Annotated in this window: 23 protein-coding genes; 14 read left to right on the forward strand and 9 right to left on the reverse strand. The window is 64.4% G+C overall.

The features are described from left to right. Positions 1 to 6 precede the first annotated feature (6 nt). Genes ACIGJB_RS31370 through ACIGJB_RS31410 form a run of 9 tightly spaced genes read right to left on the reverse strand, consistent with a single transcriptional unit; the run spans position 7 to position 9,225 of the window. Positions 7 to 1,350, reverse strand: coding sequence for a type IV pilus inner membrane component PilO (locus ACIGJB_RS31370; RefSeq protein ID WP_483734809.1), 1,344 nt, complete (start codon positions 1,348 to 1,350; stop codon positions 7 to 9). After that, positions 1,347 to 3,152 (reverse strand): protein PilN, encoded by a 1,806-nt coding sequence (locus ACIGJB_RS31375; protein WP_483734810.1) that lies wholly within the window; start codon positions 3,150 to 3,152, stop codon positions 1,347 to 1,349. The genes ACIGJB_RS31370 and ACIGJB_RS31375 overlap by 4 nt, the downstream gene beginning before the upstream one ends. Before the next feature lie 11 nt (positions 3,153 to 3,163). Then, the gene (locus ACIGJB_RS31380) at positions 3,164 to 3,754 is read right to left on the reverse strand and encodes a toxin co-regulated pilus biosynthesis Q family protein (RefSeq protein ID WP_483734811.1); all 591 of its coding nucleotides are present in this window, start codon (positions 3,752 to 3,754) and stop codon (positions 3,164 to 3,166) included. 36 nt (positions 3,755 to 3,790) lie between these two features. Then, on the reverse strand, positions 3,791 to 4,204 hold the full coding sequence (locus ACIGJB_RS31385; protein WP_483734812.1) for a lytic transglycosylase domain-containing protein: 414 nt from the start codon (positions 4,202 to 4,204) through the stop codon (positions 3,791 to 3,793). Positions 4,205 to 4,236: 32 nt separating this feature from the next. Beyond that, entirely contained in the window at positions 4,237 to 5,544 is a 1,308-nt protein-coding gene (locus ACIGJB_RS31390; RefSeq protein WP_483734813.1) for a TrbG/VirB9 family P-type conjugative transfer protein, read from the reverse strand. Further along, positions 5,541 to 6,347 carry a lysozyme family protein gene (locus ACIGJB_RS31395; protein ID WP_483735185.1) on the reverse strand — a complete coding sequence of 269 codons (807 nt, stop codon included), beginning with the start codon at positions 6,345 to 6,347 and terminating at the stop codon, positions 5,541 to 5,543. The genes ACIGJB_RS31390 and ACIGJB_RS31395 overlap by 4 nt, the downstream gene beginning before the upstream one ends. A 4-nt stretch (positions 6,348 to 6,351) precedes the next feature. Beyond that, positions 6,352 to 7,587 (reverse strand): TraB/TrbI/VirB10 family type IV secretion system protein, encoded by a 1,236-nt coding sequence (locus tag ACIGJB_RS31400; protein ID WP_483734814.1) that lies wholly within the window; start codon positions 7,585 to 7,587, stop codon positions 6,352 to 6,354. A gap of 29 nt (positions 7,588 to 7,616) precedes the next feature. Continuing rightward, on the reverse strand, positions 7,617 to 8,501 hold the full coding sequence (locus ACIGJB_RS31405; RefSeq protein WP_483734815.1) for a TrbG/VirB9 family P-type conjugative transfer protein: 885 nt from the start codon (positions 8,499 to 8,501) through the stop codon (positions 7,617 to 7,619). Between the two features lie 16 nt (positions 8,502 to 8,517). Further along, the gene (locus ACIGJB_RS31410) at positions 8,518 to 9,225 is read right to left on the reverse strand and encodes a VirB8 family type IV secretion system protein (RefSeq protein ID WP_483734816.1); all 708 of its coding nucleotides are present in this window, start codon (positions 9,223 to 9,225) and stop codon (positions 8,518 to 8,520) included. A gap of 394 nt (positions 9,226 to 9,619) precedes the next feature. On the opposite strand from ACIGJB_RS31410, the gene ACIGJB_RS31415 reads away from it, so the two are divergent. The 14 genes from ACIGJB_RS31415 to ACIGJB_RS31480 all read left to right on the forward strand — a co-directional run bounded on the left by ACIGJB_RS31415 (position 9,620) and on the right by ACIGJB_RS31480 (position 22,976). Then, positions 9,620 to 10,669 carry a TadA family conjugal transfer-associated ATPase gene (locus tag ACIGJB_RS31415; protein ID WP_483734817.1) on the forward strand — a complete coding sequence of 350 codons (1,050 nt, stop codon included), beginning with the start codon at positions 9,620 to 9,622 and terminating at the stop codon, positions 10,667 to 10,669. Between the two features lie 17 nt (positions 10,670 to 10,686). Further along, entirely contained in the window at positions 10,687 to 11,037 is a 351-nt protein-coding gene (locus tag ACIGJB_RS31420) for a TrbC/VirB2 family protein (RefSeq protein WP_483734818.1), read from the forward strand. Between the two features lie 6 nt (positions 11,038 to 11,043). Beyond that, positions 11,044 to 11,373 carry a conjugal transfer protein gene (locus ACIGJB_RS31425; RefSeq protein WP_483734819.1) on the forward strand — a complete coding sequence of 110 codons (330 nt, stop codon included), beginning with the start codon at positions 11,044 to 11,046 and terminating at the stop codon, positions 11,371 to 11,373. Further along, positions 11,367 to 13,811: a VirB4 family type IV secretion system protein gene (locus ACIGJB_RS31430; protein WP_483734820.1), complete on the forward strand. Its 2,445-nt coding sequence runs from the start codon at positions 11,367 to 11,369 to the stop codon at positions 13,809 to 13,811. Before ACIGJB_RS31425 ends, ACIGJB_RS31430 begins: the two co-directional genes overlap by 7 nt. Positions 13,812 to 13,843: 32 nt before the next feature. Continuing rightward, a complete protein-coding gene (locus ACIGJB_RS31435; protein WP_483734821.1) occupies positions 13,844 to 14,593 on the forward strand; it encodes a conjugal transfer protein TrbJ in 750 nt (249 codons plus the stop codon). 10 nt (positions 14,594 to 14,603) lie between these two features. Further along, on the forward strand, positions 14,604 to 15,590 hold the full coding sequence (locus ACIGJB_RS31440; RefSeq protein ID WP_483734822.1) for a TrbL/VirB6 family protein: 987 nt from the start codon (positions 14,604 to 14,606) through the stop codon (positions 15,588 to 15,590). 2 nt (positions 15,591 to 15,592) lie between these two features. Then, positions 15,593 to 16,867, forward strand: coding sequence for a TraI domain-containing protein (locus ACIGJB_RS31445; RefSeq protein WP_483734823.1), 1,275 nt, complete (start codon positions 15,593 to 15,595; stop codon positions 16,865 to 16,867). A 4-nt stretch (positions 16,868 to 16,871) separates the two neighbouring features. Beyond that, positions 16,872 to 18,728, forward strand: coding sequence for a conjugative transfer system coupling protein TraD (gene traD / locus ACIGJB_RS31450; RefSeq protein WP_483734824.1), 1,857 nt, complete (start codon positions 16,872 to 16,874; stop codon positions 18,726 to 18,728). Positions 18,729 to 18,734: 6 nt separating this feature from the next. Then, a complete protein-coding gene (locus ACIGJB_RS31455) occupies positions 18,735 to 19,241 on the forward strand; it encodes a hypothetical protein (RefSeq protein WP_483734825.1) in 507 nt (168 codons plus the stop codon). 34 nt (positions 19,242 to 19,275) lie between these two features. Then, positions 19,276 to 19,458: a hypothetical protein gene (locus tag ACIGJB_RS31460; protein ID WP_483734826.1), complete on the forward strand. Its 183-nt coding sequence runs from the start codon at positions 19,276 to 19,278 to the stop codon at positions 19,456 to 19,458. Positions 19,459 to 19,486: 28 nt separating this feature from the next. Continuing rightward, a complete protein-coding gene (locus ACIGJB_RS31465) occupies positions 19,487 to 20,077 on the forward strand; it encodes an IncC plasmid conjugative DNA transfer DtrJ family protein (protein WP_483734827.1) in 591 nt (196 codons plus the stop codon). 79 nt (positions 20,078 to 20,156) lie between these two features. Beyond that, positions 20,157 to 21,023, forward strand: a complete 867-nt coding sequence (locus ACIGJB_RS31470) for an ATPase (RefSeq protein WP_483734828.1) — start codon at positions 20,157 to 20,159, stop codon at positions 21,021 to 21,023. Positions 21,024 to 21,109: 86 nt separating this feature from the next. Continuing rightward, complete coding sequence (locus tag ACIGJB_RS31475) at positions 21,110 to 21,280, forward strand: hypothetical protein (protein ID WP_483734829.1); 171 nt, start codon at positions 21,110 to 21,112, stop codon at positions 21,278 to 21,280. After that, on the forward strand, positions 21,270 to 22,976 hold the full coding sequence (locus ACIGJB_RS31480) for an ATP-dependent helicase (RefSeq protein WP_483734830.1): 1,707 nt from the start codon (positions 21,270 to 21,272) through the stop codon (positions 22,974 to 22,976). The genes ACIGJB_RS31475 and ACIGJB_RS31480 overlap by 11 nt, the downstream gene beginning before the upstream one ends. The last annotated feature ends 333 nt before the right edge of the window (positions 22,977 to 23,309 follow it).

Here is a 23,309-nt window from a genome sequence, read left to right on the forward strand (position 1 = left end):
TCCTTATCAGTCGCGAGCGAACGCATCGCCGCTGACCGTCAACATGAATTTCGATTGCTTGAGATCCGGCGCTGTGTCCAGATTCACCATGAGGTCGATCGTCTTGACCGTGACGTTCGGCGCGAAGGCCGCGAACTCGGTCACATTGCGCAGCGGCCCGGCGATTTCCCAAGGGGCCGAATGCACCGGGTGCGTGAGCGATCCCAGGCCTTCGGGCGGCACCGTGCCGAAGATCGTCAGATCCTTCAGTTCCGCCTTGCCAGCCACCGGGCGCAGTGTCTGCAATTGCGAGCCGAAGCCCACCCGCAACGCCATCGCCTTTGGCAGCTTGTCCAGCACCGTGCCCAGATTGCGAGCCTCGCCCACCGGCACCGGTGCGCTCACGAGCGCCTTGGTGTCGTTGGTCTGGAACACCGGCGCCCCGAAGTGATCCGGCAGCGCGGCCACGAAGGTCTGGTTGGTCAGGCCTTTGGCGTTTTGCCGGATTTCATAGGTCAGCGTGCAGCTGGCCGTGGGCGTCACCACGCTGTCGCAGTGGATGTTCGCGAGCGACCAGCCGCCCACCTGTAGCGGCACATCGTTGGCAAACCATTGCGCCCAAGCCGGCAGCGCCACGCCTGCCAGCGCCACCGGGCCCGCTGCACGGGCCGCCAAATCCTCCGCATAACGCTCGGCCGGGGTCTTCTGCGACGGCGGCGGGTGCAGGCGGCGCTGGTAGGCGTCATACTCGGCCTTGCCATACGGCCAGCCCACCGCGGCCGTGAGTGCTAGCACCGCCAGCGTCAGCATGCGCTTGCGCTGGCTGGTCGCGCGGGGCTTCTTCAGGAGCGCCGCTGGCCCGGTGTGGGACACCAGCATGTCCAGCGTGTACGGCACATGGGCGATGCGCCGCTCGGGCGGCAGCAACGACAGCAGCTCGGGCACGTTGCCCACCAGCTTGAACTCGCCGTCGCTCTTGGCCGGGAAGTCCGTCGCCAGTTGGGCGAGCGTCTTTTCGTCATGCACGACCTGGTCGAAGCCCACCCGCGGGCGGCCCTTGACGATGCCGCAGACGAGATACATGGCCGGCTGGCCCGGCGCTTCGAGCCGGAACACGAATAGCGCATTGGGCACCAGTTCCGGCACCCGGGCGAGCACCGCCGCCCCGGAATACAGCTTGTCCTTGATCTTCGCTTGCGCGTCGGCCGCATCCAGATAGCCCATGTGCAGCGCATGGTCGTCGTGCCAGATGCGCGCCGCCTTCACCTCGCGGGCGATGTTCGCCGCCAGCGCCGACGGGGTGTCGCTGCCCGTCAGCGTGCGCCACTGCATGCCGAAGACGAGCTTCTTGCCGTGGATGTCGAGGATCATTGCGCCTCGCCCTGGTCCTGCACCATCACCGTCGCCAGCACCAGCGTAAAGGTGCGTGACTTGCTGGCCGTCAGCGATCCGCCGAGGATGGTCGGCAGGTATTCGCCCAGCGTGCGGTGCGTGAACTGCGAATCGGTCTGGTCAAATGCCGTCACAATTACGGTCTGGCCGTTGCGCACGATCAGGTCCTGCGCCGGAATCCCCTTCGCCACAATCTTCGGCACCTGCACCGACTGCTGGTTATTGCCCGAGCCGGAGGTAAAGGTCTCGATCGGGCCGTCCAGCGCCGACTGGTCAAAGGCGAGCGTGAGGTTCACGTCGTCCCGCGTGGTCGCGTCCGGGAACATCGTCAGCTTGAAGCCCACCGTGCCGGTCGAAGTGGTGATACCGGGGATGCCGCCCGTGCCCCCGACCGTCGTGGAGGCTGGCGTCGTCGACGACACATAGGTGAACTGGCGGCGGTTGTTGTACTGCGCGCCGTGGCGATTGCGCAGCGCCATCGGAATCGTCACGGAGGTCGTCACCGTGCCGTACTGCCTGAGCGCGTTGACGATCGCCTTGGTGCCATTCCAGCCGCCCGACGTGATACCCAGGCCGAAGCTGCCGGCGTTGGACGACACGAGCGATGCGGGCGAAAGCGCCGTGAAGGTGAAGCTCGGAATGCTCTCCAGCGCCTTGGTCAGCACCGCGTTCCAATCCGCACCGGCTTCACCGTTGTCAGCAACCGTAAAGTCGATGGTCTGGAACTTCACGTACACCATGCGCGAGTAGATCGCAATCTGCTTGCGCACGATCTCGTCGGCCGCCTCCACCGCTTCCTTGGTGTCCTTCAGCGTCAGGATGCCGGTGGCCGGGTTCAGCTCGGCGCGGCCGACCATCGTCAGGGCCGGCTCGATGCTCTTGCGGATGCCGTCCATGTCGTCCAACTCCTTGGCCTCAGACTTAACCGCCGCATCAATCTGCGTGGCCTGTCCGCCGCCGCCCGCGCTGGCGTTACTGCTGCCCTGTGCGCTCTGCTTGAACTCGGTGGTGAAGGAACTGGTACCCGCCTTCATCGGCAGCTGCCACATTTTGGTGGTGAGCCGGTAGAAGCGAATCACGCCCTTGGAGGCGTTGTACTCCCAGTTCAGCCCCAAGCGCGTGGCGATCAGATCCAGCATGTTCGCCAGTGGCATCTTCTCGCTGCTCTTGAACTCGACGGAGAGCGCCGACTCGACCAGCGGCGTGGCCTGACTGGCAGATTGGCTCGCGCCACCGGCGAGCAGCGCACCGGGCAGCGGCCCGTTCGTGACGGGCGCAGGGCCGATCCCCGCCGTGGCCAGCGGATTGGCGCTGGCGAATCCGCTCTGGCTCTGGCTGCGCAACTGCCCGCCCGCCTGCGCCATCAGGCTGCGCGGCATCAACAGATTCGACGGCAGGTACACGTCGGACTCGATCTTGACCGGAATGCCGGTCGCCATCGTGATGCGCTGCGCAGCGACGGCCAACGGCATCACCCGCTCCGGGAACATCACCCAGGTGTCGACGTTGTTGCGCAGTGCGAGCGGCAGCGTAACGTTGCGCGCAGTCGGCACGGGCTTTCCAACGAGGTACGGCTTCAAGACTTCCTGCTCAGCTTCGACAACCATGCGATCGCGCCGCATCTGCGCGTACAGGCGGTCGGTACGGCCCATGTGCTCGGCACGCGCGTCGGCGGCGGCCTGGCGTGTGTCGCGCTGTAGTTGCGGCGACACGCAACTGGCCAGAGTCGAGCACACCAGCACCGCACCAGCGGTCGGACGAAGGAGTCGGTTCAATTTCATGGGATATCGGCTCACTGGCTGAGGTCGCACTTGGTGGTCAGCTTCACCACCCGGACGACGTTGTTGGAGTAGAAGCACGGCTTGATGATGTAGTCCGTCATCTCGGTGGAGGACAGCACGCGGCGCACGGCGCTCTTGAAGTCGCCCTCGAACCCATCATTGCCAACGATCGGCACGTCCTTTTCCAACTCCCAAGGCGCGGCGCTCCAACCGGCGCGCGACGCCCAGGCCTCGATCAACTGGCGAAAGTTCCCGTCGCCTGGCGAGACTGACCAAATGACCGGCGCAACGGGCGCGGCGGGAACCGGCGTGGCCGCAGTGTCGGTCGCGGGCGCTGCCGTCGAGGCAGGCGCGGAAGCCGGCGCAGCAACGGTCGGGACAGCCGGGGCGGCGGCACGCTTGGTATTGGCGGCGAGCAGTTGCCAGCCCGCGCCAGCCAACGGTGCGCTCGGCTCGAAGTGGCCCTTGGCATCGCGGCCAAAGGGTGACGCACTGCTGGACGTGCTGGCAGGGACAGCGGCATACGTCACGGCACACAGGGACAGCGCACTCGCCGCGACGAGGGTCCGGCTCAACCGGGCAGGAGAAAGAGACTGGAACATGGGTGTCGTACCTTCTGAAATCTGGGATGCGGGTCGTTACTGGGGCTGCGTGCTGAGCAGGGTCTGATAGATGCGGTTCGCGTACTTCAACCGCTTGTCGGGATTGCCGGCGTTGTAGCAACCCACACCGGCCCAGGTCGCGCCAACCCGGTCGAGGCAGTCGCGCAGGATCCACGCGCCGACATAGGCGCTCACGCAGGGATCAAACAGCCGTGTACGCGTGATGCCGTAGGTGGCCAAGCGCGGCAGATGCACCGAATTGATCTGCATGAGGCCAATGTCCTCGGTGCCATTGGTGTTGCGGTTGACAGCGTTGGCACGCATCCCTGACTCGTGCCGGGCGACGGCGCGCAGCAGCACCGGGCTCAGGCGGTGGTACACGGCGGCGTCATTGAGGCAATCGGCGTGGGCGCGACCGCTCATCGCGGCCGAGACCGCTGCAAACAGCATGAGCGCGCCAACACCGGTCGCAAGCCGCCGCATCATTGCGTCACCGCCCGCTCGTAGAAGCGCACTTCTGGCACGCGATCGACTTGCACCACATGGCCGTCGGCGACGACCGTGAGGTGCGCCGAAGTGCCGTTGAACTTGTAGTAGCGATCCTTGTGCTCGCCACTGCCGCGCCGACTTTCATCGAACACCGAAATGCTGCCCATCGACTTGTCAAAGCTCAGATAGGTCGCGCCGTCCTTCTCGAACACGCGGGACAGGCCCGCGTCGTTCTTCTGGGCAAAGAGGTAGTGGATGCCCGGCACGCGGGCCACCTCGACCGCCTTGCCGCCACCGCGCACGGTGAAGCGATCCACGGTGGCCAGCGACAGCGTCTTGTCCTCGTCGCGCCACTCGGTGGAAAGCGTCTTGCCCGCGGCATCCTGGAACACCAGTTCGCCCGGCTTCGCGTCGAAGCGGATCTCGATGCGGCCCGCCTTGTTGTCCCGGATCGCGTTAGCGTCGAAGGCCGAGGCGAGCGTGGCGCCATCGTCGGGCGTCGTCGCGCTTGCCGCGGCTGGCATGGTGGCGGCGGGTACCGCCGTGGCAACCGTCGGCACCATCGCGACAGCAGCCGGAGCGACAGACGCGACCGGTGCGGGCACGGCGTCGGCGAGCAACGAGGCCGCCGGCGTGGAGGCGGTGCGCCCGCCATCCACGGCAAACGCCTTGGGTGCGGTGGCGCGCAGGGCGACGTGGCGGCGCTCGAAGTCCACTTCGGCGTACAGGTTGCGTTGGTCGAGTACGCGCCCGAGCGCCTGCAGCCAGTTCTCGCCCGCCGCGCTCTGCAATGCCACATCCTCGGTCAGCGCAACGTCCTTCTGCGCCGAGCCCGACCAGCCCGCCGGCGCGAGCGACTTGACCATTGCGGTCAGCGGCATCGTCGCGCGGACGGCTCGTACCAGTGCGAGGTTGCCATGCTGGCCGATTAGGGCAATCCGCCCGGAGAAGCCCACAAGGCTCTTTGGCAGATCCCCGACCGGGTTAGCCGGTTCGCTGGTAAAGCCGTTGGCACGCTTCCAGCGGGCGACCACGCTTTGGCCGTTCACGCTGTAGCGCACCACTTCCGGCACGCCGTCGATGACCCAGTACGGGCCGTTTTGCTGCGCGCCGTCAGCCGCCACGACCTGGCCGGCACGCGGCTGAATGTAGGTGGACAGGCCATCGTTGAAGATCAAGGCCGGGCGCTCGCTCGCACGCGCCACCACCTGATAGTCGAAGTCCAGCGGATCGGTGTCCGCCGCGACGGCAGCGCCGCTCGCCGCCAGGGCCAGCACGGAAATCAGAAGCGGCTTCATCATCGTTGAGGGGCCTTCAATTGCTGGAAGTGATTCATGAAACGGGCAAAGTACGGCCCGCCGCGCGCCGGCTCGGCACTGTGGTACCAGGCCACGGCCTTCATCGCGGAGCCGCTGCGTTGCAGGTTGTCGACGAGGATCGCTTCAGCGACGCGAATGTTGGTCGCGGGACTCAGCGCATCCCACGCCGACGCGAAGCGCTTGCCGTGGTAGCACCAGTTGATCTGCATGATCCCCACATCGAAGTCGCAGCGTTTGGCGGCAAGCAAGCGTTCGATCGTGGCGTGCGCGTCCTCGCGGGTAGCGAAGAACATGCCGCGGCCGGCGACGTTGAGCGTCCACGGCCACGGATGGCCGCGATAAGCCGACTCGTTCATGGCAATGCCGGCCAGGATGCGGGGATCGACCTTGGCGCTCATCTGCGCGAATGCTTCGGTCTTGGGCGCGCACGCCCAGCCGCCGCGCCGCTCGACCAGCGCAACCTGCGCACCGTCGTCCAGGCGCTCGGGACGCAGCCAGCCGTCGCGGGAGAGCAAGGCGCTCAGCGGCAGCGACTGCCCATGCGCCTCGGCCATGGGCTCCTTGCCTGGCGCCATGCGCAGCGTCGTGCCAATCAACCGCGCCGACCAGCCGAGAAACGGATCCAGCCCGCAGTAGAGGACGGGCTTGCCCGCCAACGACACCATGCGCGCAGCCGTGCCATCGCGCACGACGAGCGTGGTCGGGCTCACCATCGCCTCGATAGTCTGGGCGCCGGCACCGGTCGCTGCCAGCGCCAGCAGGACGGCGCTGGCGCGCTTGGTCAACCGGCTAGTCACGATAGGGCTCCAGCACGATGTCGTGCTTGACCTGCACCATCATCTTCTGGCCCGGCTTGGTGGTGATGGTCGGACGGATGTTCTGGTTGCGGTTGAGCATGGTCTGCGCGGTTTGCGCGGCGACCTGCCCGGCCGTGTTGCCATAGGTAGTGATCCCACCCGGCCCGACCCTTGTTGCCGTGGCCGTACTGTTAAAGCGCTGCTCCAGCACGCCGATAATCAATGCGCCGGTAAAGATCTTGAAGAAGTGGTTGTTGACGTCGCCGCTGATGCCCGCGTAGCCATTCGGGTCGGCCCCGCCCATGCCGAGCAGGGGCACCCACTTGCCGTTGGGCAACTGCATACGCACGAAGGCGGCGAGGATGCGTTCCTGTCCGATGGCGATGTCGCTGCTGTACGTGCCCACCAGCGTTGAGCCGGCCGGAATCGCCTTGCAGTTGCCGTGCACCGTGTCGTACACGTCGTTGGTGACGGTCGCGCGGAACTCGCCCGGCTTGTCCGAGTTGAGGCCGCCCACGAAGGTCGCCGGAATGACGAAGCCCTGGCTCACCGTGCACGGCGCGAGCTTGCCGGCGAACCCGGTACGCGTGAAGGTCGTGGCTGCCGCGCCGCGCAGGAATTGCTTGTCGCTCGATTGGGGGCCGGCATCACCGCCGCCCGCCGCGCCGCCGGCGTAGCCCGCGCCACCCATGCCGTCCATGCCCGCCACTGCAGCCTGCTGCTGGGCGCGCATCTGCGCCGGATCGGTCACGCCGGTCAGATCCGGCTGCCGCCTGCCGGAGTCGCGCCGCATGGCCTTGCCGTCCGGTTTGAAGATCGGCGACGTCATGACGGTATCCATGTCGTTCGCCTTCGCCAGTTCGCCAACCGGTGTGGCCGGGGTCGTGGACTGCTGCACGAAATCCTTGGCGGTCATGACTGGCGCCTTTCCGGTCGGCTCCGGCTTGCTGCCCTCGGCTGCCTGTTTTGCCTCCTGCTTGCGCGCTTCGTCCTGCTGCTGGCGGATGAGTTGCTCAAGCCCACCGTTATCCGGGTTGCTGGTGCGCTCCTGCAGCTTCTTGGCCTTCTTCTCTTCGGCCTGCTTGGCCAGATCGGACTCCATGCCGCTCTGGTAGAAATAGCCGAGCGTGCCCACAACGACCGCCGCCACCACACCAAGCGTCATGACGATGTTGCGCGGCACCTTGCCGCTGGTCAGGCGTTCTTGCACGTCGGAGACGTCAGTCACGGGCTGCTGCTTCACGGTATGCGCCTCGCTCAGAACAGGCCCAGGAAGCGCCGCTTGCCGCGCTGTACCGTCACTTCGGTATCGCCCGAGCGCAGCGCCACCTCGTTAGCCAGACGCTGCAGCACGAGGAAGTCGCCGCGCCGGATAAAGTTCGCCACCACGTAATCGCTGCCGTCCTTGACCAGCGCCACCGGCCAATCGGCCGACTTCGGCATACGCATCCAGATCGCCTTGCCGTCATCGAACACGGTTTCGGGCCTGAAGCTCGCGCTGCCCGATACGCCATAGTCGAAGTTCAGCTTGTCCGGGGACACCGCCACCGCATCGGGAACGGCCACACCGGCTTCCCGCTCGTCCTGCGTCTGCTCGGCGCGTGCCTTCGCCTTCGCGCCGAACGGCTGCTGCACGCGGAAGCGCACCTTCTGATAGAAGATGCCCCCCAACGGCGAGGACACCAGCGTGAACTCGTAGCTGCGCTTGTTGGTGTTGACGGACAAGGTGTTGACCAGGCCGGGCCCGTTCGGCTTCACATAGAGATGATTGGCGGCGTCGGTCTCGAAGCTCCAGCGGATGTTCTCGCCCCAGGCCGGATCGCCCACGATCTGCTCGTCGGCGGCAAATTCGATGGTCGTGACCTTGAGCGGCGCAGTCAGCACGCGGAAGATCTGGTCAGCGCTATAAGGGAACACCACCAGGCGCGAGTCGCCGGGCAAGGCCACTGGTTCGACCCCGCCGTTGAACGGGTTCATCGGGTTCATGGCATCGGCCATGTCGCCAATGCCCAGCATGGGCAACGACGGCGGCGCCTTGAGCGAAGGCTTGTCGGCCGAAAAGCCAGGGGTTGCCGACAGCATCAGGCAAATGGCCGCGGTCAGGCCAACGACGGAGAGTTTGGAACGCAGGGATTGGGACATGGCTTAGTTGGCGAACTCAGGCGGCGGACTTCTGAATGCTGAAGAACACGGGATAGATGCCAAACGGGTTCGAGGTCAGCGCCGCGTCGCTCTTCGGGGGATCAATCTGGTAGCGGAAGGTCATTGCGTAGCGCTGCTTGCGCGGCTTCGTGCCTTCCTCGCGGGTGGACGTGACGAACTCCACCGCAACGGTGTTGTCCGGTAGCAAGGCGATGTTGGTGACCTGAACTTCGCGCACGAGCGACGGGCTTTGCGCAATCGCGCGAAACGGCGCGTCTTCCGCCAGCCAGTCCTCGAACTGCTTGCGTGCCGCGCCCACCATCTGCTTCTTCACGGCGTTGATGTTCTGGAAGATGCGCGACTGTTCGATCTCCGGCGTGAGCACCGGCTCGATGGTGAACATGCGCGTCACCACATCGCGGAAGGCGACTTGGATCTCCAGCGCCTTGGGCTGGTAGGCGTCCAGCTCGCGGGCGATCGGCTTGCCGTTGGCATCGCCCGACACCCCCACCACGCGGACCACCGGCTCGGGTGGCTGGCGCGTCATCACAGCCGCCACCGCCACCAGTGCGGCCACGAGCGCGGCCAGCTTCCAGTGATTGCGCTCGACCACCACGCGAGCCGTGCGGTCAAAGAGGAACTGCGTGACGTCCTCGCCGGCATACATGCCGGGCGCAGGCGAGAGGGCTTTCTTGGATTCGTTGCGGCGAGAGAACAGTGGCATGCGGCACCTGTTTGGATGCCGCTTATTGAACCAGCGAATCGATGCTCACTGCTTCACGAAAGCTATGCGATTTTCGACAGCTTTCAATATTTCTTACATCACTGACGGCTTTTCCGGCGGTGAAGGCATGGGGCAACGCGGAACGCGAGGATGGGCTGCCTCGCCGGTCGTCGGTGACGCTTGCAGCAGGCACCCCGGACTCATGAGTCCGGGGTGTAGACGGTAACAGGTAGGAATTCGCATCTCTTTTCGCTTGCACCCCGGACTCGTGAGTCCGCCCCCTCCCCCACTGCACCGGGGCCATGCGCACGCTGGCCCTGTATCCGTTAAAAGCTCACGAAAATCGCATAGCTTTCGGCCGCACACGCTCACGCCGAACGAGAACAATAGCGGCATGTCTGCACCTGTCCCCAACTCTTCACTGCAATTCGACCAGCTCGAAGCGAGCGCGGTCGCCATGTTCTTCGAGGCGCTTGGCCCCATCAAGGCGTACGTCGAGGCTTCGGACATTGCCGAGATCATGATCAACCATGCCGACAGCGTCTGGATCGAGCGCCACGGCGAACTGCGCCAGTTGGATATCCGACTCGATCCAGCCATGCTCGAAGGCGCAGTGCGCGCCCTGGCCGCCTCGGTACAGAAGTCCGCGGTACGCGGCACCGATCAGGGCATCATCAACGCCGGCTACAAAGGCATGCGGATTGCCGCCGTGATGCAGCCCACCGCCATCGACGGCAACGCACTGAGCATTCGCCGCCACCGCGAAAAGAACCTGTCGCTCACCGACTATGTCGAGATGGGCGCGTTCTCTTCGCGGGTAGCCCGCAATACCGCCGACGACAAGCCGATCTTCGAGGGCCCAGTGGAGGACGAAGCGCTCAAGGCCGCGCTAACCGAACTGGTCGTGCAGCGCAAGAACATCCTGGTCGCCGGCGGCACGTCATCGGGAAAAACCACCCTCCTCAATGCGCTGGTGGCCGAGATTCCCCACAGCGAGCGCGTGCTGTCCATCGAAGACACGATGGAACTCAAGATGACGGTGCCCAACAAGGTGCGCCTCTTGTCCAATGCCGACACCCGCGTGACCACGCAGCAACTGGTTGCGCTGTCGCTGCGCTTCCGGCCCGATCGCATCCTCGTTGGCGAAGTGCGCGGCGGCGAGGCCTTCGACCTGCTGCAGGCGCTCAACACCGGCCATGACGGCGGCATGGCGTCGCTGCACGCCAACAACGCCCGCTCTGCCCTGTCGCGGCTGGAAAGCCTGGCGATGCTCGGTATCCCCGCCGGCTCCCGTTGGAATCTGGACGACATGCGCAAGCTCATCGCCGAATGCTTCCACTACGTCGTGCATCTGCGCCGCACCGGCGAGATGCGGCACGTCTCGGAAGTCCTGGAGATCCAGGGATTCAAACACAACGACTACGTCGTTAATCGCGTTTTCTAACCGGAGTTCAACCATCCATGTTTCGAACCAATCCGCAACCGTGCCTGCCGCTCGACGCCGCCCGCACCCGTAGCCAGCGCACTGCCCTCGCGTTGGGCGCGGCGCTGCTGCTGTGCGCGCAGAGCGCCTTCGCCGCCGATCTCGGCATCTTTCAAGGCCTAACCAACATGATCTGCTCGATCCAGGCACTGGTCAGTGGCCCCATCATCTTCGTGATCGGCGTGGTGGTCATCATTCTGGGCGCGATCGGCATTGCCAACTCCGAATCGACTATCGTGAAAGTCGTCATGACGGCCATCGTTGGCATCGGGATCGCAGCGGCCGCCATCCCGATCGCCAAGAACCTCGGCCTCACCCAATACTGCTGACCGACCATGCGCCAGCACGCCGTCAGCCGCTCGCTCTCTCTGCCCCGTATGCTCGGCGGCGCTGTGCGCGGGCTCGCCATTGCCAACGGAACCATCACGGCCCTGCTGTGCTACGCCACCTACTCGGGCGGCATCTGGACGGTGGCCGGCTTCTTCCTGCTCGGCCTTTGCGTCCATTTCTTCCTGCGCTGGCTTACCACCAGCGATCCGTGGTGGAACCTCGTGCTGAACGTCTACAACCACTACGGCGACGTGTATGAGTCGACCCCCTGGCACGGCAAGTTCAGCCCGCGCTTTCGCCGCCCCTACGGTTTCGATAGCGACCTGCCATGCTGAAACGCCGCCCCATCCAGGAGATTGCACCGTGGATGACGCTTGTCACCCCCGACCTGGTGCTCAACAAGGACGGTTCGCTGCTGGCGAACTATGACTTCGTAGGCATCGACGCGGACAGCCCCAACACGCACGACATGTCGGCCGCCCGCGACCAGCTCGACCAGGCCTGCCGCACCTTCGACAGCCGCGTGACTGCGTGGTGGCGCCTGCGCCACCGGCGCACCCGCGCGTACATCGCCGGCACCTTCCCCGCCGCGTCCGACGCCCGGCTCGATGCGCTCAACCGTGAGCACATGTCGAGTGGCAGGTATTTCCAGAATACCCACTCGCTGGCGCTGGCCTACACGCCGGAGAACGGCATCGACAAGGTGTTCGAGCACATGGCCTACCACATGACGGTCGGCGCGAAGAACTTTGCCGTGGCCGCCTTCGAGACGGCCAAGGACGTGCTGCTGGCTCGCAACGCCTTTGCCTTTGACCTGCAGCGCACCAAGGCCGATGCCAAGCGCTTCGAGTCGATGCTCGATGCCTTCGCAGGGGGTGCGACCAAGCTCCGTCTCTCGCGCCTGTCGATGCAGGACAGCCTCGCGGCCCTGCACCAGTCGGCCAACCCGACCGTGCCGCCGCGGCGCGTGCGCTTCCCCGTCACGCTCCTGGACACCCATCTGACCGAATCGGAAGTGACCAGCGGTTCGGACAAGCTGCTCTTCGAATCGGCCCACGGCAAGCGCTACGCCGCCATTGTGGCCATCAAGGAATGGATGGGCTTTCAGGAGGCAGCGCTCGACGTGCTCACCCAACTTGACGTCGAACTGGACATTTGCATTCTCTATCGCTTTCTCGACACCCATAAGGCCACCAACTATATCGAAAAGATCCGCCGCTTCTACAAGATGGCGAGCTTCAACCTGTGGTCGATCGTCAAGCAGATGGCCGCCAAGGAGGAAGCCGAGAACGACGAGGGCCGCCAGCAACTGGCCGCGGAAGCGGGCGACGCACTGCGCCGCCTGACCGCCGAAGGCCAGCAACACGGCTTCGTCAATATCTCCGTGATCGTCTACGGCGACACCGAGGCCGAGTGCGAGGAGGCCGTGAGCGAGGTGGTGGGCGCCATCACCAATGCCGGCTTCGGCCCGATCCGCGAGAAGGCCAACCTGCTGCCCGCCTGGAACAGCACCCTGCCCGGTCGTTGGGACAAGCAGCGCCGTCTGCAGTTCGTGGAAACGCCGGCCGTCTCCGACATTGCCCCGCTGCGCTCCGTGCGGCCCGGTCCGATCCGCAACAACTGGCTCACCAATCTGTCCGGCGTGGAGACGCCACCTCTCACCTGCCTGCCGACCCGCCACCGCACCGCGCAACGCGTGGACATGCACCAGCCGGGCGGCAACGGGCACTTGCTTGTACTCGGCCCCATCGGCGCCGGCAAGTCGGTGATGCTCAACTTCCTTGTCACGCAGGCGGGCCGCCAGGGCGCGCGGCGCATCCGCTTCGACAAGGACCGCTCGACCCGGATTCCGACACTGCTGGCCGGCGGCAAGTTCGTCGACGTGACCGGCCGCTTTCAGGCCGCCACCCAGACCAACCCGCTGTCGCTGCTCGGCAATCCGGACAGCCACGCCTATCTCGCCGACTGGCTGGCGCTCGCCATCGAAGACGACGATTTCCGGGTCACGCCGCAGCAACGCACCGACCTCTATCTGGCCGTGCAGATCCTGTCGCGCTTCCCGCGCGAACGCTGGACGCTCTCCAATCTCTGCACGCAGCTGCACGCCACCCTGCGCGAGCGCCTGCAAATCTGGGTGCAGGGTGGGCAATACGGGCACTTCTTCGATCACGTCGAAGACGCCTTCGAGGTGAGCGACGACCTGTCGATCGAGCTGGGCGACCTGTTCACGAACTTTCCGCGTGCGGCGGCCCTGTTCATGGACTATGCGTTCTACCGCATCAGCCAGTCGATGGGCACGCGCTACACCATCATCGAGGTGGAGGAAGCCGGCTTCTTCTTCACCAACCCGCGCTTCTACGCCCGGCTGGAAACCTGGATCGTGACGATCCGAAAGCTCAACGGCGCGATCTGGATGGCGACGCAGTCGCTGCAGCAGATTGCTCGCGTGGCGGACTTCGAGATCCTCAAGGACAACATCGCCAACATCCTCTACCTGCCAAACAGCCAGGCCATCACCAGCAAGGAACTGTATTGCGACTTGTTCGGCCTCACGCTCGACCAGGTGAAGCTGATCACCGAGGCGGTGCCTAACCGCGACTACTACTGGACCACCAAGACCCAGAGCCGGATGCTGCAGACCGCGTTCAGCAAGGAGATGGTCGCGATGCTGCGCTCGGACGGCTATGCGCAGGAGGTGCTCGACCGCCACTACGCCTCCGCGCATCCCGACTGGCAGGACCGGTACGTGCGCGAAGTACTGGCACGCGGCTAGCGAATCCCTCCTCTACTCTCAGGAACCCTCTCATGAAAAAAGCTCTCGCGGCCGCGCTGGTATCGGCAACGCTCATGACCTCGTCGCTGGCTCATGCCAGCGGCTGGCCGGTGTTTGATGCGGCCAACTTCATCAAGAACACCATGACCGCCGCGCAGGCGCTCAAGACCGAGATCTACGAGAACACCAACATCGTCTACCAGAACAAGATGATGCTCAACCAGCTCCAGCAGGCGGTTGGCCTCGACGCGGTCTCGATGGCCACGCAGGCAATGGGTATTAAGGAAGATATCGACAAACACCAGCGCTACGGGCAGACGATGCAGGAGCTCTACGGCAGCCTCGCCAGTAACGCCGACTTCCTTTCGAACGTCCAGGGCCTGGTGGCGGCCTCCGGAAAGTCGCCAGACCAGTGGTTCCGCGACCAGCGCACGCTGCTCGACACGGGTGACAAGACCGCCAAGCGCCTCTTTGGGCTCGGCCAGGACGTGACCAAGAACAACGAGAAGCTCGCCCAGCGCCGGCGCGACCTGCAGTCCGACCTGAACATGAACCAGACGGCGCAGGCCACGGCCCAGCTCACCAACCAGATGCTGGACGTGATGGCGGGGCAGAACGCCGACCTTCTGCAACTCATCGGCGCGAAGACCCAGGCCGATGCCGTGAAGGATCAGAAGGCCAATGCGCAGGAGACCGAACGCAACGACTCCGGCGAGAAGCTCCAGCGCGATCGCGATGCCCAGCTGCGTGAACTGGAAAACCGAGTCTTCCGTAAGGGCTGAGGCAGGCACCATGTCGATGAAGCAAGTTCTGCGTGCACTGCTGGCCTGCCTGTTTGCCTGGTGGCTGGTATCGCATGGGGCGTTCGCCGAAACCGCCGCCCCAGGGCCAGACGCGACCAACAGTGCGCAACGGGGGCTAAATAACGCGGTCGATCAAATCAACAGCATGTCCAGCGGACTGATCGGTTCAGCCATTGGTTTGAGCCACAGGGTGACCCCCGAGGCCAACAAGCTGGCCTTCGCTCTCGCGGTCATCACGCTTACCCTTGCCAGCTTCCGTTTCATGAGCGCGATGCACCCGATCGGGGCGTGGGTCAATCTGATTGAGACATTGTCTATCGTCGGCATCTTTGCAGCCATCTATCTCGGTTATGACAGCTTTTCCTCAGGCCTGTATGAGTGGTTCAAAGCCCTGGCCGCCAGCCTCAGCGGTGATGACAAACTGAGCATCGCCAGCACGCTGGCGACCACCGCCGGCAAGCTGTGGGATGCCGTCTGGCGTGTGCTCAAGACCGGTGAGCTTCTGCAGGGTATCGTGAGCGCCATCGTTCTGTTCTTGGCCTTCGTGGTCGTGGCACTGACGGCCTTCGTGTACGCCTTCTTCATGATGCTGGGCGAAATCCAGGTCGCAGTCGGCATCGTCCTCGGCCCGCTCGCCGTCGCGCTCGCCCTCTCCGACTACACACGACGCTATTTCATGTCGTGGCTCGACTTCATGATCGGCGGCTGCATGTATGTCGTAATCGCCGCGGTCCTCGCGAACCTGGTCGGCGGAACCATGGAACCGAACCTGAGCAAGGTGAACGACATCGGCACCGACACTGTGGCCGCCGCTGCCTACGCACTTGGCATGGCAATCATGCTCTTCCTGGTTTCGCTGGAAATCCCGAAGCTGGCCGGGGCTGTGTTCGGCAGCGGCGCTGGCGCATCGGGCGGCTCCGCGATAGCCGGCGCGGCGCGGGGCGGGTGGAAACTCGGCGCCAACATCGCAGGCTAATCATGAACCAGCACCTCCCCCAGGATGCGGAAGCACTGCTCGCCTCCCATAGCCAGCGCATTGCCCTGATCCGGCAGTACGCCAACGAGGCGAACCCCACCGACTTCGACACCAAGTGGCTCGCGGTGCTGCGCGCCTGCGCCAACTGGTTCTCCACCATGCCGTTGCAGCCGGCGCAGCACTCGGAACCGGGCGGCGCCTTCCGCGCCACTGTCGAGGTGGCCTACTTCGCCATGCGCTTGTCGGGCGGGCAGAAGTTTGCCGCCGACCAGCCCTCGGAGCGTCGCCGGAAATTGGAGCCGCAGTACCTGTACGCGCTGTTTCTGGCCGCGTGCTGTTCGTGGCTCGATGAACCGTCCCGGCACTTCCATTTCGTGCACGAAGATACCGGCGAGCAATGGATGCCCGCCGCGCATGGGGCGTTTCAGCCGTGGCTTGAGGGCAATCCCTACCGCGTGATCCGGCTGGAAGCGGCGCTACCGGTGGAGCGCATGCGCAGCGCCCTTCTGGCCCGCTCGATCCTTGGCGCCGAGTCGCTGTCGTGGCTGGAAGGCCCGGTGCTGTCGGAACTGTTCGGCGCCATCAACCCGGCTCCGATGCCGACCGGCTTCGAGGCGCAGTTGCACAAGATCGTGCGCCAGGCCGTCGCCGCCGCCCGTGACTACGAGCAGAAAGCACGCCGGGCAGTCTTCTCCCCGGACCCCACCGTGCCTCCCGCGGCCGAGCAGCTCGCCGCCGCGCCCGCCCCGGGAGCGCAGACGGCCGGCACCAAGGCCAGCGCCACCGCCGCCGTTGCGCCGACACTGAGCGCGGCAGCGGGCGCGGCGGCCCTGTTCCGGTCCCCTGCCGCGGCCGAACCGGCTGCGGCGACGGCACCCGCCAGCCAGCCAGCACCGGCAGCACTCTGCACCCCGGCAGCTCCGCCAGCGGCGGCACCGAGCGCGCCCGCACCGGCCGCCATCGATGCCGCCGCGCTTGGCCGGGCACGCCGCGATGCGCCAGATCCGTTCACCGTGCTGCTGGGCGGCTCTCGCATGATGACCGAGTTCTTCCGCGCCCTCGCCCAGGACGTGACCGCCGGCAAGGTCAAGGTCGCATGGGCCGAAAAGGGGCTCGTGCTGCCCAAGCGAATGCTTGGCAACTACGGCATCGCAAGCGACACGCTCATCGAGAATCTGCGCAAGCTGTCCCTGCTGTACGCCGTCGAAGGCACCGACCTGCTCCTCACGGAGCGCATCGGCGCGCTGATCCTGCCCCGCCCCAACACGCCTGCCTGATCCCATGGTCCGCTATATCAATCACTTCCGCCCCATGTTCGAGGCACGCGCCGCCGCCGGCTGGGCGCTGGGCCTGGTGCTGATCACCGCCTCGGGCATGCCGCACGCGGCCTACTTCGCCGCGCTCTGCGCCGTCATGCTGCTGCTGCGCGGCACGCAGGTATGGCGGGCGCTGGCCTTTCGTATGGCCATCTCGACCAAGTGGCTCGCCAAACTTCGCATCGACCAGTTGCTGGGCGAGAGCGCGCGGTTGCGCAAGAGCGACGATGCCATGTACCTCGGCACCGGCTTTGAGTGGACGCAGAAGCATTGCCAGATCGCACACGACATTCTGCGCATGCCTTCGTCGGAGATCCCCGGCCTGCCGCGCTGGCTGCCCACGCCCATTACCCGCGCCATCGAAACCAGGTTCGGCCCCGCGCAAAGCATCCGCGACCATACCCCGCAGGGCCAGTCGTGGATTCACGGCATGGAGCCGAAGAAGGTACGGGTGCCGCTGCACTACAAGGCGCTCGGCGGACATACGGCGGTCGGGGGCACGACGGGCGCGGGTAAGACACGTACCTACGAGATCATCGCAACACAGGTGATCCACAACCCCGATGACCTTTTGATCGCGATCGATCCGAAGAACGACAAAGACCTCCGCGATAGGATCAAGAAGGAATGCGAGCGCACGGGACGCAAGTTCCTGTACTGGAAGCAGGCCGCGCCCTCCGAGTCAATTCGCCTGAATCCACTGGAGAACTGGTCGCAGCCGTCGGAGATCCCCAGTCGGATCGCGCAGCTGATGGAGGAAGGCCCGTTCCGCGATTTCGCCTTTCTTTTCATCGACCGCGCGGTGAAGGGCGAGTTGTATGTCGGCGACAAGCCCAACCTTCGTTCCATCCTCAACTACGCGCAGTCCGGCATCAATAGCTTGCTGGAGCGCTGCCTCAAGCGCTTCTTCCCCGAACACGGCCTCGCCGACTGGGAGGACGAGGTCAACGGCTTCATGCAGAAGCTCGGCCAGAAGAGCGGCGCTACGGTGCTCGACGGCATGGTGCAGCTTTACCTCCAGCGGTTCGCCAATGTCGGACACGGCGACGAGTCGATCGATGGCCTGGTCTCGACATTCACGCATGACCGCGAGCACTACATGCGCATCATCGCATCGGCGCTGCCGCTGCTACAGATGCTGGCCACGGGCGAGACCGGCCTGATGCTCGCACCCAAGGCGGATGACTTCGAGGACGACCGAGAGATCTGGGACATCGACAAGATCATCAAGCAAAAGGCTGTGCTGTGTGTCGGGCTCGATTCCATGTCCAACAGCATCGTCGCCAAGGCGATCGCGTCGATGATCCTGTCCGATATCGCGTCGGTGGCGGGCACCATCTACAACTTCTACGACAAACCGCCGAGCGTCGTGCTCATCATCGATGAGGTCGCCGAGGCCATCAACGAACAGGTGATCCAGATTCTCAACAAGGGACGTGGTGCCGGGTTCAAAGCCTTCGTCGCGTTCCAGAGCCGGTCCGATCTGGAGGCCAAACTCGGAAACGCAGCAAAAATGCTGCAGGTTTTGGCGAACCTCAACAACCAGATCATCTTACGATTGGAAGACACCGACACGGCGCAGTGGTTCTCGGACAAGGTGGGCGAAACCGCCATCACCAACATCGTCCAGTCCAGCACCACGAGCACCGGTACTGAAGCCCACGTGGGCGAGTTCAGCGGGTCGGTGTCGCGTTCCCGGCAGCTCGAGAAGGTTCCGTTGATTCCCGTGCGCCTGATTACCCAGTTGCCCAATCTTCAGTATTTCTTGCGGGTCTCCGGTGGCGCCGTCTACCAGGGTCGTATTCCCATCATCGAAGGATAAGTTCGCATGACCAGCCTGTTTCGCCAGATTGTCAAAGAGCACAAGCTCTCGGCCAAGCTGTCGCCCGTGTTCATTTGTTTCCCGGAGCTGGACGACGTCTGCACCCGTCTCGTGGACTTCATCGGCTTGAACTTCATCGTGCGTGACGAGCCGCTGGTGAAGGAAATGCTGGTGGACGCCCTGGCCGGCTACAAGGCCGAGCGCAAGGAGGGCTCCGGCAACATCGCCTTCATGCGTGGTCTCTTTGGCCGTTCGCACGAGTTGTATGCCAAGCGCTACGCCGCTTTCAAAGGCGAGAAATACGTGGTCTGGGCCCCGTTCCTTGAGCCGATCCCGCTGTTTGAGGCGCGCCAGGCACCGGGCTATGTCTGCCGTATGGTCGATGAGCCTTGCCCTGAGCCCATCACGCCGCGCAGCGCCGCCTTCCAGCTGGCCGCGCGCGTCCTCAAGGGACCGACCTTCCGCCGCTATTTCGAGGAATACGATGCCTGCGGCCAACTCGCTCATCGCTAGGCTCGCCCGCGTGGCGCCTGCCGAGGTGGAGGACATGCGCCTCTGGGTCCGCACGAGCGAGCCCAACGCCGTGGTGCCGGAGATGTTCGCCAACGGTCGCCATGCATTCGCCGTGGCGCTGCTGAAGGTCGAGCAGTCCCGCCCCGCGCTGTTCTGGGGCGGCTTGTTCGCCTTCCTCGCGATTCCGTGTCTCATGCTCCATTCCCTGCTGCGCTGATATGTCCAACAGTCGTTTCGTTTCGCACATGCGGCTGTGGCTGGTCGTCACGCCGGTACTGATGGCGACACTCGCGCCCCTCCTGCCCGATAGCACGCGGTTCGAAGTTGACGCAGCCGAACAGGCCTCGGTCGAGTCGGTCTTTGGGGAGGATCAGGCTACTGCGCTGGCCGATCGCGCCAACCAGCGCTTTCGCGAGTGGTTTGTCGACTCGGGCATGATCCGACGCTCGTTTTCCGGTTCCACCAACCAGTCCGTGGTCGGCGACGTTGGTTCGGCCGGCTTCGCCGCGGGCTGGATGCAACGCTTCTGGATGGAACTGTACCGCGCCGTGTATCGGGCCACGATTGCCGGCAACTGGGGATGGGGCGCGTTGATCTTTGCGGCCGTCATGCTCAACGACGGCGCGGTCCAGCGGCGCATCCGAGCGGCTGCCGCCGGCGTCGCAAGCCCCGTTGGCTTCCATCTGGCCGCGCACGGCCTCCTGGCTGCAATGGGCCTCAGCGCCGTGGCGATGCTCTTTCCGATTTCGCTGCCCGCATCGGTATGGACGCTTGCCGTCGCCGGCGTGGGGTGCCTGTCCTGGCGCCTCGCAGCCTCGTTTCACGTGAACCGATAGCCGTACTCACCTCCTCCACCACAACTTCATACATTCAACGCGGATCGCCCATCTTGGGGGTCCTTTCAGGAGAAGCCGCATGACCACCATCACCGACACCGACGTTGTCATTCCGCAGGACGATGCCCTGCATGCAGCCGCAGAGAGCACCTTGGCTCAGGTCAATGCCGCTGTAAGCGCGGCATCGTCCACGACCGATGGCGCTGACGATGGCTCGCTCGAGCGCGAGCTGCTGGAGATGGATACTGCAGCCGAGGTGCTGCGTAAGGAAGGCCTGATCACTCCGGAGGAAGCCGAGGAAAAGAAGGCCGAGGTCGACAACACCCGCAAGCGCTTTCGGGATCTGAAGCCGGAGGACCGGGCCGCGATCATTCGTCGCCGACGCGAGATCGGCACCCAGATCCTGACAAGGCAACTTGCTGGCGCGGCCGTTGTGCCCGTCGCCATCAAACTCAATCACACGCGACTGCGCCCCCTGTTCGAACAGTGGTGGCCGTTCATGAACCGCATGAGTATCAACCTGCAGCGCTTCGGGAGCAGCACGTTCGGCAAGGGAGAGCTGGCGACGCTGGAGGACTACTTTGAGCGCGCGCTGTCAAGGCTGGAGGACTATGTCGACGAGCAGTTGCGCGTGGCTGAGGCCTTGCGCGCACAACGGGAGGCGGAAATGCGGGCGAAGAACGATATTGTGTTCGAGCCCACCGTCACCCTGCCCTCGTTGAACCTGACCGTGGAAGCTTACTCGCGCTTCTCCATGCGGGTGCTGGGCCTCCTCGCAAAGTTCGATCGCGCCATGGATCAGTTCGATTTCATGGTGTGGAACGGCATCCGCGACCAGACCGATATCAACGACGAAGTCGCACGTTTCCTTCGGACTTTCCATCCGCTCGGCCTGCGCAGCTACATGACTCACCTGAAGCTGATGACCACGGTTCGTGGCGTCTGAGTAATGCATGGCCGCCCGCCGTCGAGGTGGGTGGCACATTTCTTTAACACCTACTGCTTGCCAATATGAGTCTTGTGAACGCTACCGTGGAATTCCAGACCGATCTCGCATCCTTCGGTGAAGGTGTGGTCATTTCCCACGATGAGGGGTCTGGCACGCTCGTGATCCGCGACGACGAGGGTCTCCACTGGCGCGGCGCCGAGGATCATATCGTGGTAATCCTCTACCCCGCTGAACGGGTGGCTCATGCTGGATGAACTGAATCCCGCGCAGCGCGAAGTCGTGGAACTGCGGCGGCACTGCGTCGCGGTAGCCTGCCCGGGCGCCGGGAAGACCAAGACCATTGCCACCAAGGCGGCAATGCTCCTCGGCGAGCCCGACGCAACGGTTGGTGCGGTGACGTTCAGCAAGGACGCCGCGCTGGAGTTGCGCGAACGCATCCTTGCGCTGGCTGGCCCGGGCGCCAAGAAGCGGTTGCTCGCGGGTACCTTCCACTCGCTTGCGTACAAGCAGTTGGGCGGAGGGGGCGAGAGCGCACCGGACATTGCGACCGATGGCGACCGCACAGGCCTGCTCATCCAGGTCCTCGCGGACGCCGGGCTGGATTGGAAGGTGGAAGACGCCATTGCCGCCATTGAGGCGATCAAGACGAACTTCGGCCAGGTACAGGCGGATACTCCTGAGGCGCTGTTGTATCAGTGCTATCAGGATGCGCTGGAACGAAACGGGAAGATCGACTTCCAGGACATGCTGCGTCTTGCGGTCGATGGCATGCAGCGCGGCACCATCGCGCCCTACCCGCTGACATACTTGCTGGTCGACGAGTTTCAGGACACCGATCCGCTGCAGTATCAATGGATTGCGTTGCACGCCCAAGCCGGGTCGATCGTGACCGTGGTTGGGGACGACGACCAGAGCATCTACGGGTTCCGCTCGGCGCTGGGCTTCCGCGGCATGGAATCGTTCATTCGGCAATTCGAGGCTCAGCGGGTGGTGTTGGGCAACAACTACCGCTGCCACGCCGAGATTCTTGGCGCAGCCGACAGGATCATCCGAAACAACCGCGATCGGATTCCCAAGGAGCTGGTCGCGCACAAGGGGCCGGGCGGCGAGGTGTTGTTCCAGCGGTATCCCGATGAGTACGCGGAGGCCATAGCCGCCATGGAGTACCTTGCGCCGGCGCTACGCGAAGGCCAGTCCACCGCGATACTCGCCCGGACGAACCGGATTCTCGATCCCATGGAAGCTGTCTGCCGCTCGCACGGCGTGAAGTACTACCGCGCGTCCGGCAAGTCGATTCTGAGCCGGCCCGAGGCAGCGTTGATGTGCAATCTGCTCGAACTGGTGCAGAAGACCAAGACGACCGGGGTCGATGCCCTACTCGCCTTCGCCGGGATCGGCACGCAAGAGCTAAGGCTCATCCACCGGAAGGGCCGTGCGAGTACGGACCAACGGCAGAAGAAGGAGTTGCTCGAAATGGGCCTGTCCGAGAATTCCGCCGACCGGTACCGCGAGCTGATGAAGCGGCTCGCAGAATGGCGATCGCTCTGTGACCGGCAGTTCTACTCGCTGGTGCTCGAAGGGGTGCGCGAGTGGATGCTGCAACACGCCGACGGGGACCAGGCCAAGCGGGCAATTACCGCGACCTACGACGTTCTCACACGGCTCAACGGACCGTTCTCCGAGCGCCTTGATTTCTTACGCCGCGACAACAACGAACCTGCGCCGGACGCGCTCATTCTCACCACCATGCACAGTTCCAAAGGACTCGAATGGGATCGGGTATGGATCATCCGGGCCGAAGAGACGGTGGTGCCAGATGAAAAGAGTACCGAGTCTGAAGAGCGGCGGCTGTTTTATGTAGCGGTGACGCGCGCCCGCGCACAGTTGCGTATCAGCACGGCAAAGAAGAATCCGACTTCACGCTTCGTCCTTGAGGCCCGGCTGGAATGATGGTCGACGTATCCGATCAGCGGTGCTTGCTAGTTGGTGCGGCAGCGAAAGTGGAGCGCGTCTTCGATCGGCCATCTCTTGGATCCGGGACTCAATTGCGACCTCATGACCTTTCAGATGCTGGCGCAGTCGCTGTGGGTTTCTCCATGGCGGAGAACCGTCGCCTCACGTCGCACTCGGTTCGATCGACTGCGCACAACGACCTGGTAGCTGATCACGTGCCCGAGAGGGCATCGCAGGTCTTCGTTCGTGCCCCCCGGATCGAATTGCCCTTGAACACCGCTACAGAGCACCGCTCGCATTCGTGGCCGTCACGCATAGCTCGACGATCTA

The organism is Cupriavidus sp. C2SS-8b (assembly GCF_057073745.1).

Coding starts and splice junctions, on each gene's coding strand:
- ACIGJB_RS31370 (WP_483734809.1), bottom strand. CDS start 1,350: ATGATCCTCGACATCCACGGCAAGAAGCTCGTCTTCGGCATGCAGTGG.
- ACIGJB_RS31375 (WP_483734810.1), bottom strand. CDS start 3,152: ATGAAATTGAACCGACTCCTTCGTCCGACCGCTGGTGCGGTGCTGGTG.
- ACIGJB_RS31380 (WP_483734811.1), bottom strand. CDS start 3,754: ATGTTCCAGTCTCTTTCTCCTGCCCGGTTGAGCCGGACCCTCGTCGCG.
- ACIGJB_RS31385 (WP_483734812.1), bottom strand. CDS start 4,204: ATGCTGTTTGCAGCGGTCTCGGCCGCGATGAGCGGTCGCGCCCACGCC.
- ACIGJB_RS31390 (WP_483734813.1), bottom strand. CDS start 5,544: ATGATGAAGCCGCTTCTGATTTCCGTGCTGGCCCTGGCGGCGAGCGGC.
- ACIGJB_RS31405 (WP_483734815.1), bottom strand. CDS start 8,501: ATGTCCCAATCCCTGCGTTCCAAACTCTCCGTCGTTGGCCTGACCGCG.
- ACIGJB_RS31410 (WP_483734816.1), bottom strand. CDS start 9,225: ATGCCACTGTTCTCTCGCCGCAACGAATCCAAGAAAGCCCTCTCGCCT.
- ACIGJB_RS31415 (WP_483734817.1), top strand. CDS start 9,620: ATGTCTGCACCTGTCCCCAACTCTTCACTGCAATTCGACCAGCTCGAA.
- ACIGJB_RS31420 (WP_483734818.1), top strand. CDS start 10,687: ATGTTTCGAACCAATCCGCAACCGTGCCTGCCGCTCGACGCCGCCCGC.
- ACIGJB_RS31425 (WP_483734819.1), top strand. CDS start 11,044: ATGCGCCAGCACGCCGTCAGCCGCTCGCTCTCTCTGCCCCGTATGCTC.
- ACIGJB_RS31430 (WP_483734820.1), top strand. CDS start 11,367: ATGCTGAAACGCCGCCCCATCCAGGAGATTGCACCGTGGATGACGCTT.
- ACIGJB_RS31435 (WP_483734821.1), top strand. CDS start 13,844: ATGAAAAAAGCTCTCGCGGCCGCGCTGGTATCGGCAACGCTCATGACC.
- ACIGJB_RS31440 (WP_483734822.1), top strand. CDS start 14,604: ATGTCGATGAAGCAAGTTCTGCGTGCACTGCTGGCCTGCCTGTTTGCC.
- ACIGJB_RS31445 (WP_483734823.1), top strand. CDS start 15,593: ATGAACCAGCACCTCCCCCAGGATGCGGAAGCACTGCTCGCCTCCCAT.
- traD (WP_483734824.1), top strand. CDS start 16,872: ATGGTCCGCTATATCAATCACTTCCGCCCCATGTTCGAGGCACGCGCC.
- ACIGJB_RS31455 (WP_483734825.1), top strand. CDS start 18,735: ATGACCAGCCTGTTTCGCCAGATTGTCAAAGAGCACAAGCTCTCGGCC.
- ACIGJB_RS31460 (WP_483734826.1), top strand. CDS start 19,276: ATGCGCCTCTGGGTCCGCACGAGCGAGCCCAACGCCGTGGTGCCGGAG.
- ACIGJB_RS31465 (WP_483734827.1), top strand. CDS start 19,487: ATGCGGCTGTGGCTGGTCGTCACGCCGGTACTGATGGCGACACTCGCG.
- ACIGJB_RS31470 (WP_483734828.1), top strand. CDS start 20,157: ATGACCACCATCACCGACACCGACGTTGTCATTCCGCAGGACGATGCC.
- ACIGJB_RS31480 (WP_483734830.1), top strand. CDS start 21,270: ATGCTGGATGAACTGAATCCCGCGCAGCGCGAAGTCGTGGAACTGCGG.